Annotated in this window: 1 protein-coding gene; it reads left to right on the top strand. The window is 69.4% G+C overall.

Features of this window, described 5'->3' with window-relative positions; genetic code table 11:
• Nucleotides 1–4,786 (top strand): non-ribosomal peptide synthetase (locus DAT35_RS57830; RefSeq protein WP_146210354.1); only part of this gene is annotated, 4,786 nt, incomplete at both ends.

Below are 4,786 nucleotides of genomic sequence, written 5' to 3' on the forward strand. Positions count from 1 at the left end.
AACTGCCTCTCACTCCCAACGGCAAGATCAACCGCAAGGCCCTGCCCGCTCCGGAGGCCTCTGCTGCCGAGTCCGAGTACGTCGCCCCTCGCACGCCCACCGAGGAGAAGCTCGCCGCCATCTGGGCTGAGGTGCTCTCTGTTCCTCGCATCGGTGCAGAGGACAACTTCTTCGAGCTGGGCGGTCACTCCCTGCTCGCCACCCGCGTCCTTTCTCGCCTGCGCAGTACCCTCCAGGTGGAGCTGCCCGTGCGCGCCCTCTTCGAGGCGCCCACCCTCTCTGCCTTCGCTCTCAAGCTCGAGCAGGCCCGGCTCTCACAGGGCCCCACGACGGCTCTTCCCCAGCTCTCCATCGCGCGCATCGGAGACATCCCGCTGGCCTTCGCCCAGCAGCGGCTGTGGTTCCTCGACCAGCTCGAGCCCGGCAGCCCCGTCTACAACATCCCCTCCGCTCTCCACCTCACGGGCTCGCTGAACACCGAGGCCCTGCGCCGCGCTTTCGAGGAACTCGTGCGCCGTCACGAGTCCCTGCGCACCACCTTTGCCTCTCACGATGGTCAGCCCGTCCAGCTCATCGCCCCGGCGCTCTCCATCCCTCTCGACGTGCTGGACCTCCAGGACGTGCCCGCCTCCAAGCGTGAGGACCGCGCCCGAGAGATGATCCACCAGGAGGCGCTGCGCCCCTTCGATCTGGCTCACGGCCCACTCCTGCGCGCCGCCCTGCTGCGTCTGGCCTCCGACGACCACGTGCTGCTCGTCACCATGCACCACATCGTCTCCGACGGCTGGTCCATGGGTGTGCTCGTGCGCGAGGTCGCCTCGCTCTACGCGGCACTCGCCTCCGGCAAGCCGCCTGCCCTGCCGCCCCTGCCCCTTCAGTACGCGGACTTCGCCCTCCGGCAGCGCTCGTGGATGCAGGGCGAGGTGCTCGACTCCCAACTGCGCTTCTGGAAGCAGCAGCTCTCTGGCGCTCCGCTCGCCCTCGAGCTGCCTACCGACAAGCCGCGTCCTGCCGTTCAGACCTTCCGGGGTGCCAGCCTGCCCGTGGCGCTCCCCAAGGCGCTCTCCGACTCCATCAAATCCCTGTCCACCCGCCTCGGCGTCACTCCCTTCATGACGCTGTTGGCTGGCTTCCAGGTGCTCCTGCACCGCTACTCCCGTCGGGACGACATCTCCGTCGGCTCTCCCATCGCCGGCCGCCGCAACACCGAGCTCGAGGGCCTTATCGGCTTCTTCGTCAATACGCTCGTCCTGCGCTCGCGCTTCTCCCCTGAGTCGTCCTTCCGCGACCTGTTGCTCCAGGTGCGTGACACCACCCTGGCCGCCTATGAGCATCAGGATCTCCCCCTCGAGAAGCTCATCGAGGAGCTCCAGCCTCAGCGCGACCTCAGCCGTCCTCCCTTGTTCCAGGTGATGTTCGTCCTGCAGAACGCTCCCTCCGAAGCGCTCACCCTGCCGGGCCTCACCCTGAAGCAACTGGAACTGTCCAGCTCCACCTCCAAGTTCGACTGGACGCTCGCGCTCACCGATGCGCCCAACGGCTTCGCGGGCGTCCTCGAGTACAACACCGACCTCTTCGAGCGCGACACCGCGGCCAGCGCCATGGAGCACCTGCGCGTCCTGCTCGAGGCCGCGGTCTCCCATCCGGAGTCCCGTCTCTCCGACCTGCCCCTGCTCTCCGCCGCCGAGAAGCACAAGCTCCTCGTCGAGTTCAACGGCCCTCTCGCCGGCTACCCGCGCGACGTCTGCCTGCACCAGCTCATCGAGGCCCAGGTCGAGCGCACCCCCGACGCCATCGCCCTCACCTTCGAGGGCCAGTCCCTCACCTACCGTGAGCTCGACTCGCGCGCCAACCAGCTCGCCTGGCACCTGCGCTCGCTCGGCGTCGGCCCCGAGTCCCGCGTCGGCCTGTGCCTGGAGCGCTCGCCGGAGATGGTCGTCTCCCTGCTGGCTACCCTCAAGGCCGGCGGCGCCTACGTGCCCCTCGACCCCGCCTATCCCCAGGAGCGTCTCTCCTGGATGCTCGAGGACGCCCACCCCACCGTGCTCCTGGTGCAGGAGCATCTGCTACCGCGTCTGCCCTCCCAGGGCGCGCATGTGGTGTGCGTGGACTCGGGCCAGGCCGGCATCTCCACGCAGCCCCGCCACGCGCCTCCCGCGCAGGCCACCGCCAACAGCCTCGCCTACATCATCTTCACCTCTGGCAGCACCGGCCGCCCCAAGGGCGCCATGAACGAGCACCACGCCGTCGTCAACCGGCTGCTGTGGATGCAGGATGAGTACAGGCTCGGCGCTCACGACGTCGTGCTGCAGAAGACGCCCTTCAGCTTCGACGTCTCCGTCTGGGAGTTCTTCTGGCCCCTCATGCAGGGTGCCCGGCTGGTGCTCGCGAAGCCCGGCGGCCACCAGGAGCCCAACTACCTGGCGCACCTCATCGCCCAGGAGCGCGTGACCACGCTTCACTTCGTGCCCTCCATGCTCAAGGTGTTCCTGGAGGAGCCCGAGCTGGAGCGCTGCACGTCCCTCGAGCGCGTGGTGTGCAGTGGCGAGGCCCTTCCCGTCGAGCTCCAGAACGAGTGCCTCCAGCGGCTGCCTCACGCCGAGCTGCACAACCTCTACGGCCCCACCGAGGCCGCCGTCGACGTCACCTATTACGCCTGCAAGGCGCGCGAGGCGCTGCGCTCGGTGCCCATTGGCCGCCCCGTGGCCAACACGGCCATCCGCATCCTGGACTCGCGCCTGCAGCCGGTGCCGGTGGGCGTGTCCGGTGAGCTGTACATCGGTGGCGTGCAGGTGGGCCGTGGCTACCGCGCCCGTCCGGACCTCACCGCCGAGCGCTTCATCCCGGATGCCTTCAGTGACACGCCCGGCGCTCGCATGTACCGCACCGGTGACGTGGCCCGCTGGCTGCCGGACGGCAACATCGAGTACCTGGGCCGTGCCGACTTCCAGGTGAAGATCCGCGGCCTGCGCATCGAGCTGGGGGAGATCGAGACCCAGCTGGCCCAGCATCCGGCGGTGCGCCAGGTGGCGGTGGTGGCACGCGAGGACCGGCCCGGCGACAAGCGGCTGGTGGCCTACGTGGTGAGCACGTCGGAGACGGATCCCACGGGCGAGCTGCGCTCCTTCCTCCAGTCGCGCCTGCCCGAGCACATGGTGCCCTCGGCCTTCATGGTGCTCGACACGCTGCCGCTCAGTCCCAACGGCAAGCTCGACCGCCGAGCGCTCCCCGCTCCGGAGACGACCGGCTCCGCCGTCGAGTACATCGCCCCGCGCACGCCCACCGAGGAGAAGCTCGCCGCCATCTGGGCCGAGATCCTCTCCGTGCCTCGCGTCGGCGCGGAGGACAGCTTCTTCGTGCTCGGTGGGCACTCGCTGCTCGCCACCCGAGTCATCTCCCGCCTGCGCTCCGCCTTCCAGGTGGAGCTGCCCGTGCGCGCCTTCTTCGAAGCGCCCATCCTCTCCGCCTTCGCGCGCAAGCTCGACGAGGCCCAGGGCAAACAGGCCCAGAGCGCTCCGAGGACCGCGCGCCCGATGCCCACGGAGCGCTCAGCCGAGCGTCCCCTGTCGTTCGCGCAGCAGCGGCTGTGGTTCCTCGACCAGTTCGAGCCCGGCAGTCCCTTCTACAACATCCCCGCGGCCCTCCGGCTCTCTGGGCAGGTGGACACCGAGGCCCTGCGCCGCGCCTTCGAGGAGCTCGTGCGCCGTCACGAGTCCCTGCGCACCACCTTCTCCTCTCGCGACGGCAAGCCCGTCCAGGTCGTCGCTCCGGCCCTCTCCGTCCCGCTCGAGGTGCGGGACCTTCTGGACGTGCACGCCTCCGAGCTCGAGGCCCGCGCCCACGAGCTGATGCGTCAGGAGACCCTGCGGCCCTTCGACCTGGCGCGCGGCCCGCTCGTGCGCACGAGCCTGCTGCGCCTGGCCCCGAGTGACCACATCCTGCTCGTCACCCTGCACCACATCGTCTCCGACGGCTGGTCCATGGGTGTGCTCGTGCGCGAGGTCGCCACGCTCTACGCCGCCTTCGCTTCTGGCCAGCGGCCTTCCCTGCCGCCCCTGCCCATCCAGTACGCCGACTTCGCCCACTGGCAGCGCTCGTGGCTGCGCGGCGAGGCCCTCGATGCCCAGGTGCGTTACTGGAAGCAGCAGCTCTCCGGCGCTCCGGCCCATCTGGAGCTGCCCACCGACAGGCCTCGTCCTCCCGTCCAGTCCGTCCGCGGCGCCCAGTACAGCTTCCGCCTCCCGCCCGAGCTCTCCGCGGCGCTCACCGCCACCAGCAAGCAGCACGGCGTCAGCCTCTTCATGACGCTGCTGGCCGGCTTCCAAGCGCTGCTGTCTCGCTACTCCGGCCAGGACGACATCGTGGTTGGCTCTCCCATCGCCGGCCGCCGCACCACCGAGCTCGAGGGCCTCATCGGCTTCTTCGTCAACACCCTCGTCCTGCGCTCGCGCGTCTCCCCCGAGGCCTCCTTCCGCGACCTGCTGATGCAGGTGCGTGACACCACCCTGGGCGCCTACGAGCACCAGGATCTGCCTTTCGAGAAGCTCGTCGAGCACCTCTCGCCGGAGCGATCCCTGGGCCACTCGCCTCTGTTCCAGGTGATGTTGACCTTGCAGAACACGCCGAGCGGGGAGCTCCGCCTGCCGGGACTCACCCTACGGCCGGTGGAGCTCGAGAGCACCACCTCCAAGTTCGACCTCTCGCTCGCCCTGGCCGAGAGCCCCCAAGGCATCCTCGGCGCTCTCACCTACAAGACCGACCTGTTCGACTCGGACACGGTGGCTCG

The organism is Vitiosangium sp. GDMCC 1.1324, assembly GCF_003044305.1.
Taxonomy (GTDB): Bacteria; Myxococcota; Myxococcia; order Myxococcales; family Myxococcaceae; genus Archangium.